Below are 13,549 nucleotides of genomic sequence, written 5' to 3'. Positions count from 1 at the left end.
ATGGACTTCGGATTCACCCGCGAAGAAGAGGACTTCCGCAAGGAGGTCCTGGACTTCCTCGCCGACTACCAAGACCTGCAGGGCTACTTCCACCGCGGCGACCACACCGGGGCGGGCCTCCGAGGCCTCTACCGGGCGCTCGGCGAGCGCGGCTGGCTGTCGCTGTCCTGGCCGGAGGAGTTCGGCGGCGCGGGCCTCTCCCCCGCCTACGAGTTCATCCTGTGGGACGAGATGGCCTACGCCCGCGTCGCCCGGCCCCCGATGGGCCCCGGTCTGGTCGCCAAAGCCCTGATGGGCCACGGAACCCCCGACCAGTGCGAGCGCTTCCTGCCGGACCTGCGGCTCGGCCGGATCAACTTCTGCCTCGGCTACTCGGAACCCGACGCGGGCTCCGACCTGGCCTCGGTCCGCACCCGGGCCCGGCGCGCGTCCGACGCCGAATACGTCGTCGACGGCGCGAAGTGCTGGACGTCCAACGCGCATTGGTCCGACTACATCTGGCTGCTGTGCCGCACGGGACCGGCGGACAGCAGGGCGCGCGGGCTCAGCATTCTGATCGTGCCGCTCGACCATCCGGGGGTGTCGGTGTCGCCGATCCCCACCCACGACGGCGGCCGCCTCAACGAAGTGCGGTTCGACGGCGTGCGCGTGCCCGCGGAGAACCGGGTGGGCGAGGAGAACCACGGCTGGCAGGTCGCCGGTTCCGCGCTCGCCGTGGAACGGCACGTGCAGTTCCCGCCGAAGCGGCTGCGCCGCGACTTGCAGGACCTCGCCGCGTGGGTCCGGGACACCGGCCTCGACGGCGACCCGGTGGTGCGCCGCACGCTGGGCGATCTGGCGGCCAAGGTCGCCGAGGTCGAGGCGCTCGGGCTGGCGCTGCTCGGCGAGATCATCAGCGGGCAGCCGTCCGCGGTCCCGGCGGCCTACCACAAGCTGGCCGGCACCCTCCTGACCCAGGACATCGCCCGCGCGGCCCTGGAGTTCGGGTCGCCGGAGGCGCTGGTGAAGGGCACCGACGTGGAGTTCATGTGGCGCCAGGCGATCCTCGAGACGATCGGCGGCGGCACGTCCGAAATGATGCGCGGGCTCGTCGCCCGCCAGGCGTTCGGCTTGGAGCGCTGACCCGCACCGAGACCGGCACCGGGCCGTCCTCCCCCGGGACGGCGGGGTCCAGGCCCGGGTGTGAGGCCCGCCGCGCGCGGCGGGCCTCACGCGGACCGCGGGGTCAGGCGCCGCCGCCGTTGGACTGCGGGGTGCCCGGGGCGAAGGCGCGGAACGAGTAGATGTAGCCGCCGTCCTTGCCGCCGACCGTGATGTAGCCGTCGGTGGTGCCCGGCTTGATGACGAGGTTGCTGACGAGCGGCTCCCAGCCGCGCTCGTCCGGCACCATGATGGTGCCGATCAGGTCGCCGTGGTCGTTCCAGACGAGGATCTTCCCGGTGCCGATCACGACCTGGTAGACGTTTCCGGCGGCGTCGACCGCGTTGGAGTCGAAGCCGTGGCCGCCGATGTTCGCGGTCATCGCCACCCGGCTCTCCACCACGCTCTTGCCGTCCGGCGCGAGGGTGAACAGCGCTTCGCGGCCGGTGCTGTACTCGCCGACCCACAGCGCCGAGTAGTCGGCGTTGAACGAGATGCCGTTCGGCGCGGACAGGCCGCCCTGCAGCACCGTCGGATGGGTGCCGTCGGCGTCGAACCGCACGATGCGGCCGGTCGGGTCCCACGGCGAGCCGTGGTAGTCGGCCACATACATATTCCCGGCCTTGTCGAAGGCCAGGTCGTCGGGGACCATCGTGCGGCCCTCGACGGGGCCGGAGAAGACGGTGGTGAAGCCGCCGCCGTCGGGGTTGAGCCGGTCGATCTTGCCGTTCTTGAAGTCGGTCGCGTAGATCTTGCCGTCGGCCGGGCTGAACTGGAGCGACGAGAAGCCGCTGTCGGCGTCGCGGTAGACCGGGGTGACGGCCTTCGTACGCACGTCGAACTTGAGGATCTTGGGGCCGCCCGCGGGCGCGGTGAGGTCGACGAAGTACAGCTTGCCGTCGGGGCCGAAGGCGGGGCCTTCCAGGACGGTCAGCGGACCGAAGCCGGACGGCGGGTCGAGGTCCGCGACCTTGGCGTAACGCGTCGCGGGGACTTCGCGCGGGCCTTGGCCGCGGCCGGCGGCGTTGCCGCCGGCGCTTTTGCCGTCCGCCGGGTCGGCCATCGCGGCGGTCGTCGCCGCTGCGCCGCCGGCACCGAGCACGATGGCGAAGGCCGCGGCGAGGGCGAGGTTCCTGCGGTTGTTCCCGGCTGTCGTACGGTTCTTGCTGTTCTTGCTGCTCTTGCTTGACGTGCTGTTCTCGGTCACCTCTCCTGTCGGTTGTCCGGTCGTGTGTCCTGTCATGTGTTCTCCCGGTGCCAGGGCTCGGTACCCAGGGGCCCGGCGGCGTGCGTGCGCAGCAGGGCCTTCTGGATCTTGCCGGTCGAGGTTTTGGGCAGGTCGCCGAAGACGACCCGGTGGGGTGCTTTGAACTTGGCGATGCGGTCCCGGACGAAGGCGATCAGTTCGGCTTCGTCCGCCGAGGTCCCGGCGCGGAGTGTCACGAAGGCGACCGGGACTTCGCCCCACTTGGGGTGGGGTGCTCCGACCACCGCGGCGTCGAGGACGGCCGGGTGGCGGGCGAGGGTGTGTTCGACTTCGACGGAGGTGATGTTCTCGCCGCCGGAGATGATCACGTCTTTGGCGCGGTCGCGGAGTTCGACGTAGCCGTCGGGGTGCAGGACGCCGAGGTCGCCGGTGCGGAACCAGCCGTCGGCGGTGCGGGCGGCGGCGGTCGCCTCCGGGTCGCGGTAGTAGCCGAGCATGACGTTGTTGCCGCGCAGCACGATCTCGCCGAGCGTCGCGCCGTCCGCGGGCACGTCCGTGCCGGACTCGTCGACGACACGCACGGGTTCGGCGACGATGTTGGCGATGCCCTGCCGGGCGGTGAGCGCGGCACGGCGTTCGGCGGGGAGGCCGCGCCACTCGGGCTGCGGAGCGCAGACCACGGCCGGGCCGAACGTTTCGGTCAGCCCGTAGAGGTGGTGGATCTCCACGCCCGCGGCGCCGAGTTCGGCGAGCAGGGCGGGGGCGGGCGGTGCGCCGCCCGCGAAGGCCTGCACGCGGTGCTCCCGCTCGGCGGGGAGGGCTGCCGCTGGGTCGGCGGCCAGCATCGCGAGCACGGTGGGTGCGGCGCAGAAGTGCGTGACGCCGTCCTCGCGGATGGCCCGCCAGATCGCCGCCGCGTCGACCTTGCGCAGGCAGTGGTGGACGCCGCCGGCCGCGGTGACCGCCCACGGGAAGCACCAGCCGTTGGTGTGGAACATCGGCAGCGTCCACAAATAGCGGGACGAGGTGTCCAGCTTGGCCTGGTAGGCCATGGCGAGGGCTTGGAGGTAGGCGCCGCGGTGGTGGTACATGACGCCCTTGGGACGCCCGGTGGTGCCGCTCGTGTAGTTGAGCGACAGCAGGGACTTCTCGTCGGCGACGGGCAGCGCGAGGGGGTCGGCGGCGGCCAGCAGCGCTTCGTACGCGTCGGCGCTGCCGCCGGACTCGACGACGGCGGGCCGCAGACTCGGATCGGCGCGCAGCGCGGCGGCGAGGAGGTCGCGGTATTCGGCGTCGACGACGACCGTGGCGGCGCCGCTGTGGCCGAGGATGTACGCGATCTCCGCAGGCGCCAGCCGGGTGTTGAGCGCGACCAGGACGGCGCCCGCGAGCGGGACGCCGTAGTGCGCTTCCAGCAGGACGTGCGTGTTGGGCGCGAGGGCGGCGACCCGGTCGCCCGGCCGTACGCCGTGCGCCGCGAGTGCTCCCGCGAGGCGGGTGCTGCGCTGCCACAGCTCGGCGTAGGTGAACCGGAGTCCGCCGTCCACGACGGCCGGACGGTCGGCGAAGACCGCGGCGGCGCGGGCGGCGAAGGCCGTCGGGGTCAGTTCGGAGAATGCCATGCCGTTCATGCGTCACCGTCCGGCCGTCGGGAGGGGTTGAGGTGGGTGGTCGGGCCGGTCAGGCGGGCGACGGTGCGAAGAACGGCAGCGCGATGTCGTCGGCGACCGGGGCGAACACCACGGACACGGGCATGCCGCAATACACCGCTTCGGGCTCGCAGTTCACCACGTTGGTGAGCATCTGATAGCCCTCGGCGAGTTCGACGATGGCCACGACGTAAGGAACTTCGAATACGGGGGTCTGCGGCCGCCAGACGACGGAGTAGCTGTAGACCTCGCCGCTCCCGGAACTCTCCCGCCAGGTGAGCCGGATACCGAGGCAGTTCGGGCAGAAGTCCTGCGGCTTGAAAATGGCGCGGCCGCAGTCTTCGCATTCCTGGTAGCGCAGTTTTCCTTCCGCGCAGCCTTGCCAGAAAGGGGCGGACAACGGGGTCGGCACCGGAATCGGCCGCTGTGCCGGTGAAGGGGAGGCAGGGTTCACAGGTCACTCCGAGGTCATGAGCAGCAGGCCTTTCGGCCAGTTGGCAAGCGCGATCTTCGCGCCGGGAACCTGGTTGACGTTCGCGGTGCCGCGCAATTGCTGGACGGCGCGGACGACTTTCTGGGTGAGTTGCGAATAGCCGGTGTGCGAGTGCGCCATGACGCCCCCGTCGGTGCAGATCGGGTAGCGGCCGTCGAGGCGGATGTTCTCGGGCGAGAGGATCTGTGCGCCTTCTCCCGGCGCGCAGTATCCGTAGGCCTCGAAGTAGCGGGGGATCTCGTAGGTGAAGTTGTCGTAGACCTCGAAGACGTCGACGTCGTCGCGGGCGATGCCGGCCTGCGCGAAGGCCGCGTCGGCGGCGCGTCGGCCGACCGGGCCGGTGCGTCGGTACGCGGGCGGGTTGACGTACGTCGGACCCCATTCCTCACGGCCGCCGCCGAGCAGCCGGATCGGCGCCGCGGGCAGGTCGCGGGCGCGCTCCATACTGGTGAGCACGAGGGCGCTGCCGCCTTCGGACGTCGTCGCGCAGTCGAGCAGCCGGTAGGGCGAGGCGACCATGCGGGACGCGAGGATGTCGTCGGCGGTGAACGGGCCGCGTCCGTAGTACACGGCGTTGGGGTTCACGGCGCCGTAGTTGCGGATCGTGGCGGGGATGTGCGCGACGTCCTCGGGCTTGATGCCGAACTCGTGCAGGTAGCGCTGGGCGGGCAGGGCCCATTCGACGGCGGTGTGCAGGCCCCACGTCTCGATGAACTCGTTCGTGGGGCGGGTCCACGGCGCCGTCGACGCGCGGTCGGTGTAGAGCGACGCTTGGCCGCTGGCGATCAGCGCGACCGCGCATTCGCCGGACGCGACCGCGAGCGCGGCTTCCAGGACCGCTTGCACGCCGTCCATCTCGTGGCCGATCCAGAAGTGCTCGGCGCCGACGTCGTAGGCGAACGCGGCGCTTGCCTCGGCGTCCAGCCCGACGGTGATGTTGAACCCGTCGACGTCCGCCATGGCGAGACCGGCCTGGGCCAGCGCGCCCTTGGCGGCTTCCAGCGTCACCGACGCCGAGGTCCGTCCCGGCAGCGTCCGCGCCTGCGGCGTGTTGAACGCGCCGACGACGGCGACGCCGTGCAGCGCCCGCCCGATGTCCTTGACCACGGGAAGCCCTCTCTTCTCGACCCCACCCGAAACACGAAAAGAGTATCCTCTTTATCGGCGACCACACAATGGCCGCCGGGCGCCGACGGGGCAGAAACTGCCGTGATCGGTGCCAACCAGGCAGCCTACCGAGGGCTACCATGCCGCAACCCTGGACCTTTGCCAGCTGTTGAGTACACTGAACTTGTGTCGACACGTCGGGCACGGCGTGTTCAGCGGGGGCGTCTCCGGCGCCCCGGCAGCGACTCGCGAAAGGGACGCTCCATGACTTCGCCGGTTCCGCCGCGCCTCGGCGCGGCCGACCTCCTCGGCAGCCTCGCCCTCCCCACCCGGGGCACCGTCTACGACCTGTCGTCGGGCTGGTGGCGGCACATGCCGAGCTTCGCCGGGTATCCGCGCTTCGAGGTGGTCACCTACAACTCGCCGCAAGCGCAGCGCAGCGAGAAGCGCTTCCCCTTCGACGACCCGGAGCGCAACCAGGAGCAGATCGGCTACACGTCCGAGCTGGTCTCCGGCGGCCTGCACACCGGAACGCACATCGACGCGCTGTGCCACATCACGTGCGGCGACAACGACGAATGGCACGGCGGCGTCTCGGCGCGCGACGCGATGGGCAACTACGGCGCGGAAAGCGGCGACGCGTCGGAGCTGCCGGCGATCATCGGCCGGGGCGTGCTGCTCGACATCCCCAAGGCCCTCGGCGTCGACGTCCTGCCGCCGCACTTCGGGATCGGCGAGGAACACCTCCGCCAGGCCGCCGAGGCGGGCGGCGTGGAGATCCGGGACGGCGACATCGTGCTGGTGCGCACCGGGCAGATGAAGTACTGGCCGGACATCAAGAAGATCCGTGCGCTGAGCGACGGCAGCGGCGTCGCCCTCGACGGCGCCCACTGGCTGGTCGCCCAAGGCGCCCGCTACGTCGGCGCCGACACTCTGTCGTTCGAACGCATGCCGTCCCCGGACCCGGCCAACCCGTTCCCGGTGCACGTGTACCTGCTGCACGAGCACGGCATCCACATCATGGAATGGGTGAACTGCGAGGAACTGGCCGCCGACGGCATCACCGAGTTCCTGTTCATGGGCCTGCCGCTGACGATCCGCGGGGGGACGGGGTCACCGCTGCGGCCCATCGCGGTGGTCTGAGGCGGTGGCGCCGACGAGCCCGGTGGCTCCGGCGGCGGCCCGCCGACCGCGAGAATCAGGACCCACCGCACGGGGAGCCACGGGGATAGGACAGGCTCAGGAGAGGGCCGTGGCGGTTCTGCCGGGGAGGGCTGCAATTTTGACCGGACCGCTTGATGGTTGGCAAAGGCTGGCGAACGAGCCGAGGGACTCGACGGACCCGTGGGTCGTCGCCGCCCGGCGCAGATCGCGCAGGTGGGAGGACGGGACAGACGTCCTGGCCGCGCTGGGAGACAAGCCCTACCTGGTCGACGAGCCCACCGCTCGGGACGTGGTCGGGAGATTCGTCGCGGCCGGCTTCGTACGGTTGGACGTCGATGTTCCCGCAGGAGGTGGTGAGCGCGATGTATTGCGGGCGCTGGCCGGGACCTACGATTTCCCGGACTACTTCGGGGAGAGTTGGCCCGCCTACACCGACTGCTATTCCGATTTCGTCGTGGCGGACGAGGGTCCGGTGGTCACCGTCGTGCGAGGGCTCGACGACATGCAGCGCCGTGATCTCCGGCAGTTCATGCGGTGTGTCATGGAGCTGGAGACCACTGCGGAGTTCATTTCCGTCCTCAAGCCGGTAGTCCCCCGGCGCGTGGTGGTCCTGTACGTGGGTGAATGGTAGCCGCACCGAACGCCCTTGATACGGGCACACGTTCGCTCCCACGTACGGAAGCACCTCATATCCGTGCGGGCGCGGCCAGGGCCGTGCACCCACGGTGCACCCACGAAGGAGTTCGGGCGGCAGCAGACACGGCCTTTCCGCCGGTCGAGCCCAGCGTCTACCCCCGCGCCCGGAGCCGGACTCGAACCGGCATTGGCGAGCACTCTGATCTGTGGGTTCGTCGCGACCTGCGGAATCGAAACGAGCCGGTTCCAGCAAGGCAGGAGATCCGACCGAACCGGTTCCGGATGCCCGAGCTGCCCTAGCCTGGGCCCATGAGGGACACAGAAACAGCCTTCAACTCCCTGGACGGGACGGCCTTGTACGGCACGGTCGCCGAGTCCGAGTTACCGGCGTACGGCGCCGCGGTACTCGTTCACGGCTCCGGCGTCACCCGGGAAGAAGGCGGCTTCTTCACTCGCCTTGCTTCGAGCCTCGCCGACGCAGGGGTGCCGAACCTGCGCTTCGACTTGCGGGCGCACGGTGCGAGCGCCGGCCGCGAAGCCGAGCTGACGATCGCCGGCGTTGCCAACGACGTCCGCGCGGCCGTCGACCACGTCCGCCGCTCAACGGGATGGCCGGGGCCGGTGCATGTGGTGTCGGCGTCGTTCTCCGGTGGCGCGTGCGCACGCTTCGCCGGACACCGCCCGGACGACATCGACCGACTCGTGCTGCTGAATCCGCGCCTGGACTACCGTGAGCGGTACACCACCACCCGCCCCGGCTGGACGGACGACTACCTGTCGCCGGAGACGGCCAAGCACCTGGACGCGCACGGCTTCACGGAGCGGTCCCCGTTCGAGCTGGGCCGGGCACTCCTCAACGAAGTGCTGTTGTGGGAGCTGCCATCCGTCCTCGGCGCGGTCCGTTCACCGGTCCTGGTGCTCCACGGCACCGCGGATACCTTCGTCCCCGTCGAGACGTCCCGCCGCCTGCTGCCGCTGTTCGGGGCCAGCGCCGAGCTGGTCGAGATCGAAGGCGCACAACACGGCTTCGCCGTCCACGACGACCCGAAATACCTCGACCCGCAGACACAGGCGTGGCAGCGCGATGTGATCAGCCGGGTGCGCGCCTTCCTCGCCTAACCGCGCCTCAGACCGCCTGCACCCGGTCACGCAATTCACGCACGGCCGGACGGTCGGCATACAAGCCCAGGTGCGCGGCGGTCCGGCGCAGCTCGGCCAGGGCCTGGCCGAACCGGGCAGGGGCCGCGATGCCCAGGGCGCTCATGGCGGCGTCGGCTGCCGCGTCCGGTTCGCGGGCTGCGGCGAGCGCGCCGGCGAGGTGGGCGGTGAAGAACGCGCGGTCGCGCGGAGCGAACGCCCCGTCGGCCAGGTGGCGCTGGAACACGGGGACGGCGCGTTCGGGGTGCCCGGCCTCGCGGTAGCAGATGGCCGTCTGCACCATCAGCCGGTCCGCGGTGAATCCGTCGCCCAGCGGCCCGGTGCAGGTCGGCGGCGCGGTGACCGGGGCAGCCTGGTCAAGGGCGGCGTGAGCCCGGTCGAGGGTGCGCTCCACCGCGGTGAGAGGCGCACCGGCCAACGCAAGGGCGCGGGCCTCCTGTTGCAGGGCTTCCGCGCGTGGGCGCGGCGGCAGGGTCCACGGTCCGGTCGTGGCGCCTCGCGCGAGATCCAGCATGCGCGTGGGCTGCGCCGGGTCTGTCGCTTGGGCCTGCCGCAGCAGGACATAGGCGTGCATCGCGCCGTCGCCGGTCAGCGCGGCCCATTCCTTGGATTGTTGGTGCCAATAGGCGGTGTCGTGTGCGGGGGCGCCTCCGTCTTTGTGGAGCCACCCGGCGAGTTCTGCGCCCCGGGCGCCCAGGCGCAGGAGATCAGCACGTAGGTCTGGGCGGGCGTCGCGAGCGGTGTTGGCGATGACGGCGAGGATTCCGAGCGTCGCGGGTAACGCTCGGCGCGGTCCCATCCGGCCGTCGAGGCCGGCGACGTCGTCCAGCGCGTTGCGCAGGTGCTCGACCAGGGCCTGGTCGCTGTAGCGGCCGGCGTCGCGGGTGGCCGCAGCAAGGTGTTCGAGAGCGTCGACGTCGAAAAGAGGGATCGCGCCGAGGGCGCTGCCGAGGAACGTACGACGACGCACGTCGTCCTCCAAGATCTGTGGTGCTGCAAGCGTTCGTAGTGCACCGACGGAGGCCTTGCCGGGCGAGGTGAACCCCAGGCGATCCGGCACGGTGGCGAACGCTGCTTGCAGAGCAGTAATGCAGTCGGGTCGCGGCCATCCAGGACGACCGGACTCCCACCGCCGGTATGTCCTGGTGCTGACTTCGAAGCTGGGATCACCCAACGCCTCGCGACCGGCCTGGCTGATCCCCTCGGCTGCCTGCTCCTGGGAGTACCAGCCTCGTGCAAGGCGGGCGGCGCGCAGCGCCTCGTTTCCCGGTTCCTGCCGGTCTGCCTTGCCGGTGTCCACGGTGGCCCCCAACTGAACGGACTCATACCGTACATGCAGGTCAACGACTGACGGACCCGTTTCCGGCACGTCAGTTCCAGGACTGCGACGGGCTGCCGGCTGCCGGTGCGGCGCCGGCGGGGCGGTGCACGACGCATCTCCCCCAGCAGCTCGCTTCCCGACGGAATGGCGCCTGCGTCCACGACATCCCTCCCTTCCACGGTGGTTCGGGCATCTGCGCAAGCTCGATCGAAGCAGGGTTTGCCCGGTCCTCCGCACCGGCCACGCACGCGCGGCCGGAATGGCCGCTGAATGGCCGCTCAATGACCTCGTCGCCATACGTAGCGGGGCGTTGACTGGTCGTCACGGCATCCCGGCCAAGGAGCCTGCTCCTCGGAGGACGCCGAGCAGCGCAGCCCCGAAACGCGCCTTCGGAGCTGCCGGCGAAAGCTCCCGCTCTGTCCGCGTGGCCCCCCCACGTCGGGCAGGGCGGGGGCACACCGCGGACCACGACGAACCGAAGGAGCCTGTGACATGAGCAGCGAGGGCATCACGACCGCGCCGGGCGCGGTCCGGGCCCCTGCCCAACGGCCCGCGATCGGCGCTGTCCTCGACACGATCCACGGCCGTCAGGTGGTGATGGACGTCGTCGGCACCGTCGACGACGGCGGAGACCGGGCCACGGTGTACCTGCGTCCTGAGGGTGGCGGCCTGGAATGGTCGGTCTCGCTGTCCTCTTTCTCCTGCCTCTTCGCGACCCCGGGGGGACAGGCATGACGCCACACGGCGCCGCCGGCCTCGCACCGCTGCCCGACGTGTTCCGCGTCGAGCCCACGACGGAGGCAATCGCCAACGCCCGCCGACGCGTCCTCACGGTCGCCAGCACGTGGGACATCGCGCACCCTGACGCCCTCGCAGACCTCGGTCTGTGCGCGATCGAACTCGTCGGCCACTCCCACTACGAGATCGGCGCGGGGTGCAGCGCGCGCCTGTCCGTGAACGGCCCCCGGTTCCGGCTCGAAGTCATCGATGCCGGCATGACGCTCCCGACCGCACCGCATCCAGGGACGGGCCTGTTCGTGGTCGCGCACGTTGCCGCCGCCTGGGGTGCCGAGCCCCACGCGCACGGCCGGGTCCTGTGGTTCGAGGTCGACCTCGAACAGGCCGACCAGTCCAAGCGCCTCGCCGCGCGGATCCGTGCCGCGCTGCCGACCGTGCGCCGCGGCCGCCTCGCCGCGGTCCGCCCGTAGGCGGCGCACCCGAAGCCCGCCGCGGTCCGGTGACTTCTTGCCCCATCCCGGGCCGCGGCGCTCCAGACCCCCGCCCGTCAACCGTCGGGCGGTACAGCAGCACCGACCAGGAAGGTCCCTGCCATGAAGACCGACAAGACCGCAACGAGCGAGGCCGCCCCCGTCACCACCGGCCTGCTCAAGGCCCGCCGCGACATCGTCGCCGCCCGCGCCCGTGGCACCCAGCCGTCAGATGGCGGCAGCACCGGCGTCAGCGACAGCAACGACTGACCCCCTGCACGGCCGTAGTTCGACGCGGTGCGCCGGAGCAGCGTCCGCTCCGGCGCACCGCGCCTCCGTGTCCATTCCAACCCGAGCGGGAGGACCCACACGATGACGCCCACGTCCATCGCGACGCGCCTCGGCGGGGATGCGTTCCTTGCCCAGACGCTACGGCGCGACTACCGGCACATCCCCGGCAGCCCCGGCGACGCCGAGCACCTGATGACCTGGCACGCGCTGAACACCCTCCTCAGCACCCACCGCCTCGAAGCGCCCCGCCTGCGCGTGGCGTTGAACGGGGACGCCCTCCCCGCACACCGCTACACCCGGCCCGTCACCACCCGCCGTCACACCGTGTGGCACCAGGTGCAACCGGCCGACCTGCACGCGCGGCTGCGGGACGGCGCCACCCTCGTCCTCGACGCGGCGGATGAACTTCACCCGCCGCTCGGCCGGTTCGCCGAGGACATCGAGCGATTCCTCCGTACAGGCGTGCAGATCAACGTCTACGCGTCGTGGACCGGAACCGAAGGGTTCGGCACCCATTGGGACGACCACGACGTGATCGTGATGCAGCTCGAAGGCGCCAAGCGCTGGAGGATCTTCGGCCCGACCCGCGTGCTCCCCATGCACCGCGACGTCGAGTTCGACGCCGGCGCGCCGCCGACCGAACCGATCGCCGAACTCGTCTTGCGGCCGGGCGATCTGCTGTACCTGCCGCGCGGCTGGTGGCACGCGGTCTCCGCCGACCAGGGACTGCACTCGATGCACATCACGTGCGGGCTGCAGACCCACACCGGCGCCGACCTGATCGGGTGGCTGTCGGAGATCCTGCGCACCCACACGGAGATCCGCGCCGATTTGCCCACCCACGACACCCACGAAGAGAAAGCCGCCTACCTCGACCAGCTGCGCAAGCTCGTCACCGACGAACTCCGCGACCCGTCCCTGATCGACCGCTACGCGGCGGCACGCGACGGCGCCGACACCGGCCGCACGCGCACCTCGCTCCCCACTCTCGGCGACATCCCGCCCGACCCCGGTCTGCGCGTCCGCATGACAACCGCACGGGCCCGCCTCCACACCGGCCCGGACACGGTCACCCTCGCCGCCGCGGGCACCGAATGGGACTTCGCGCCGGCCGCCGAACCGATGCTCCGGCTCCTGGTCGACGGCGCCACCGTGACCGTCGCGCAGCTCGCCCAAGCCTCCGGCATCACCGCGCACGACACCGCCGCGGTACTGACCGAACTCGTCTCCGGCCAGGCCGTCACCGTCGAGGCCGCCCCGTGACCGGCCTCGCCCTGGGCACCTACCGCTGCCGCCACGCCGACGCCGCAGCGGCGCACGCCCACGCCGCAGGGGCACGCTGGATCGACACCGCCCCCAACTACCAACACGGCACGCGCACCGCCGCTTGGCCCGGTTCCTCGCCGACCACCCCGAGACCCTGGTATCCACGAAGGTCGGGTTCCTCGCCCCCGGCACCGCCATCGACGCCGCACACGCCGGCGTCGTCGAGCACGCGAACACCGCGCACGACCTCAACCCCGCCTACGTGCACTGGCAGATGGAACGCAACCGCGCCGAACTCGGCCGGGACATCCTGGACACCGTGTTCCTGCACAACCCCGAGCACGGCGCAGGCCCGGACCGCGACGCCTTCCACGCCATGCTGCTCGACGCCTTCGCCGTCCTGGAAGCCGAGGCCGACGCGGGGCATATCCGCGGCTACGGCGTCGCCACCTGGTCGGGCTTCACCGACGGCCTGTTCTCCGTCGCGGACCTCCTGGCCCTCGCCGACCAAGCGGCGCCCGGCGCACACCACCTCACCGCGGTCCAGCTTCCTGTCAGCCTCGTCAATCTCGACCCGATCACTGCATGGCTCGACGGCCGCGGACCCATCGCCGACGCGGCCCGCGCCGGACTCGCCGTCCTCGCCTCGGCCCCGCTCCACGGCGGCGAACTCCCCCCGCTCGTCAACGACGAACTCGCGGCTTACATCCGCCCGGGTCTGACTCCGGCGCGGGCCGCCCTCCATGCGGTCATGTCCTGTCCCGACATCTCGCATGTCCTGCTGTCCGCTTCCACTGCGGAACACTGGCGCGAGGCAGCCGACACCCTTGACCTGCCGCCGCTCCCAACGGAACACCTCCGAAAGGTCGCCCATGTACTCGCCGCCGAGTGACCCGGCCGACGAACAAC

General features: G+C 71.1%; 14 protein-coding genes. 9 read left to right on the top strand and 5 right to left on the bottom strand.

Features of this window, described 5'->3' with window-relative positions:
- Positions 1-1,122, top strand: a complete 1,122-nt coding sequence (locus tag ACPA54_RS18060) for an acyl-CoA dehydrogenase family protein (RefSeq protein ID WP_423530949.1) — start codon at positions 1-3, stop codon at positions 1,120-1,122.
- Positions 1,123-1,225: 103 nt separating this feature from the next.
- Here ACPA54_RS18060 and ACPA54_RS18055 read toward each other — a convergent pair whose 3' ends face one another.
- The 4 genes from ACPA54_RS18055 to ACPA54_RS18040 are packed head-to-tail and all read right to left on the bottom strand — an operon-like array spanning position 1,226 to position 5,596.
- On the bottom strand, positions 1,226-2,347 hold the full coding sequence (locus ACPA54_RS18055; RefSeq protein WP_423530947.1) for an SMP-30/gluconolactonase/LRE family protein: 1,122 nt from the start codon (positions 2,345-2,347) through the stop codon (positions 1,226-1,228).
- A 32-nt stretch (positions 2,348-2,379) separates the two neighbouring features.
- On the bottom strand, positions 2,380-3,978 hold the full coding sequence (locus ACPA54_RS18050) for an AMP-binding protein (RefSeq protein ID WP_423530945.1): 1,599 nt from the start codon (positions 3,976-3,978) through the stop codon (positions 2,380-2,382).
- A 49-nt stretch (positions 3,979-4,027) separates the two neighbouring features.
- Positions 4,028-4,396 (bottom strand): Zn-ribbon domain-containing OB-fold protein, encoded by a 369-nt coding sequence (locus ACPA54_RS18045; RefSeq protein ID WP_423530943.1) that lies wholly within the window; start codon positions 4,394-4,396, stop codon positions 4,028-4,030.
- 57 nt (positions 4,397-4,453) lie between these two features.
- Positions 4,454-5,596 (bottom strand): thiolase family protein, encoded by a 1,143-nt coding sequence (locus ACPA54_RS18040; protein ID WP_423530941.1) that lies wholly within the window; start codon positions 5,594-5,596, stop codon positions 4,454-4,456.
- Between the two features lie 264 nt (positions 5,597-5,860).
- Here ACPA54_RS18040 and ACPA54_RS18035 point away from each other — a divergent pair, with 264 nt between their 5' ends.
- The 3 genes from ACPA54_RS18035 (at position 5,861) to ACPA54_RS18025 (ending at position 8,515) form a co-directional block, all read left to right on the top strand.
- Positions 5,861-6,739, top strand: coding sequence for a cyclase family protein (locus ACPA54_RS18035; protein WP_423530939.1), 879 nt, complete (start codon positions 5,861-5,863; stop codon positions 6,737-6,739).
- A 109-nt stretch (positions 6,740-6,848) separates the two neighbouring features.
- The gene (locus ACPA54_RS18030; protein ID WP_423530937.1) at positions 6,849-7,391 is read left to right on the top strand and encodes a barstar family protein; all 543 of its coding nucleotides are present in this window, start codon (positions 6,849-6,851) and stop codon (positions 7,389-7,391) included.
- A 314-nt stretch (positions 7,392-7,705) separates the two neighbouring features.
- On the top strand, positions 7,706-8,515 hold the full coding sequence (locus ACPA54_RS18025) for an alpha/beta hydrolase (RefSeq protein ID WP_423530935.1): 810 nt from the start codon (positions 7,706-7,708) through the stop codon (positions 8,513-8,515).
- Positions 8,516-8,522: 7 nt separating this feature from the next.
- On the opposite strand, the gene ACPA54_RS18020 is transcribed toward ACPA54_RS18025, so the two are convergent.
- A complete protein-coding gene (locus tag ACPA54_RS18020; protein WP_423530933.1) occupies positions 8,523-9,854 on the bottom strand; it encodes a helix-turn-helix domain-containing protein in 1,332 nt (443 codons plus the stop codon).
- Positions 9,855-10,367: 513 nt separating this feature from the next.
- Here ACPA54_RS18020 and ACPA54_RS18015 point away from each other — a divergent pair.
- From ACPA54_RS18015 to ACPA54_RS17995, 5 genes are all read left to right on the top strand, one after another.
- Positions 10,368-10,610: a hypothetical protein gene (locus ACPA54_RS18015; protein WP_423530932.1), complete on the top strand. Its 243-nt coding sequence runs from the start codon at positions 10,368-10,370 to the stop codon at positions 10,608-10,610.
- Positions 10,607-11,083, top strand: coding sequence for an ATP-binding protein (locus ACPA54_RS18010; protein ID WP_423530930.1), 477 nt, complete (start codon positions 10,607-10,609; stop codon positions 11,081-11,083). The genes ACPA54_RS18015 and ACPA54_RS18010 overlap by 4 nt, the downstream gene beginning before the upstream one ends.
- A 123-nt stretch (positions 11,084-11,206) precedes the next feature.
- Entirely contained in the window at positions 11,207-11,353 is a 147-nt protein-coding gene (locus ACPA54_RS18005; RefSeq protein WP_423530928.1) for a hypothetical protein, read from the top strand.
- A gap of 102 nt (positions 11,354-11,455) precedes the next feature.
- Entirely contained in the window at positions 11,456-12,637 is a 1,182-nt protein-coding gene (locus tag ACPA54_RS18000) for a cupin domain-containing protein (RefSeq protein ID WP_423530926.1), read from the top strand.
- Positions 12,638-12,761: 124 nt separating this feature from the next.
- Positions 12,762-13,532, top strand: coding sequence for an aldo/keto reductase (locus tag ACPA54_RS17995; protein WP_423530924.1), 771 nt, complete (start codon positions 12,762-12,764; stop codon positions 13,530-13,532).
- The last annotated feature ends 17 nt before the right edge of the window (positions 13,533-13,549 follow it).

It is taken from the genome of Uniformispora flossi, assembly GCF_049534875.1.
Classification (GTDB): domain Bacteria; phylum Actinomycetota; class Actinomycetes; order Streptomycetales; family Streptomycetaceae; genus Yinghuangia; species Yinghuangia aomiensis.
Note: the sequence above shows the minus strand (reverse complement) of the source record. Positions and strands in the feature narration are given on the sequence as shown.